At 59.9% G+C, this 946-nt stretch carries 1 protein-coding gene; it reads right to left on the bottom strand.

Annotation, left to right across the window (positions count from 1 at the left end; all coding sequences use genetic code 11):
- Positions 1 to 946, bottom strand: a 946-nt coding sequence (locus tag HV765_RS31655; RefSeq protein ID WP_175172205.1) for a type IV pilus inner membrane component PilO, incomplete at both ends; no start/stop codon positions are given.

Genomic DNA, 946 nt, shown 5'->3' with positions numbered 1-946 from the left:
CGGCACAGGTTCTTCCAGGCCGTTGGGCAACTTGATGTTGGGCACGAGAATCTGCACGCTCGCCGGCTTTGCCAGCGTGAAGTCTTGCAATGCGGGCCGAAGCGCTTGCCACCTTGGTTCCCACGTTGTCTGGATCGCAACTGCTGTCGGGAGGTCACGCAAGGCTACGGTTGGCGCCGAACGCGCCTTCGGAAGTGGCCATGTTGCGGTAGCAGTATCCAAATCCGGATGGACGATGCGAAACGATTCGGTCAATGCTGCCCGCAGCGTATGGTTGTCGGCCAGACGTGTACGGCGGTATGTGGCGGTGCACGACCCCGCGCTTGGTCGGCAGTCGACTTCCGTCAACCGCCAGCGCCCGGGCTCTACTGGTACCGTCAGGATGACATTGAGAAGTTCGGTCATGCCTGCGCCGCCCTGGGTCTTTACCGACTTAGCCCAAGCGCTGATAGCGCTTTCCCATAGCGCATTGGCGTCGAAATGGGGCTGCGCCGCCTGGGCCTCTTCTTGCAGTTTCGCCTGCCGTTCGTCCCACCAAGCGGATCCGTAATCCCATGCCTCGTAGGCGACGACCGCAGCTATGAGCAACCACCATATGGGCGACACCATGGACAGCCTAAAGGACGCCCTGCGCAAAGCAGACTGTCCATTCACATGCGCAGTGAGCTGTTGCAACGAGAACAAGCGCGCTTGCGTGATGTAGTTGCTGTGGACCTGGTGTTCCCGGTAGCGCGCAGTCAGTTCTTCGACTGCGTTCTTTGCTTTTTCCTGGTCGGGGAATATCGTGTCGCCGCCCGTCTGCACCACCCCGTCGATGACCACCGCCAACCATACCGATTGATCGGGGAGCGTGCATGCAACGATATGCGTGCCATGTCGATGCATCTGCGCAAAAGCAGCGGCGCCAGAGAAAAGCGTTGCTCTGCTCTTTGCACGCGTTTCGCTT

It is taken from the genome of Achromobacter kerstersii (assembly GCF_902859595.1).
Classification (GTDB): domain Bacteria; phylum Pseudomonadota; class Gammaproteobacteria; order Burkholderiales; family Burkholderiaceae_B; genus Achromobacter; species Achromobacter kerstersii.
Note: the sequence above shows the minus strand (reverse complement) of the source record. Positions and strands in the feature narration are given on the sequence as shown.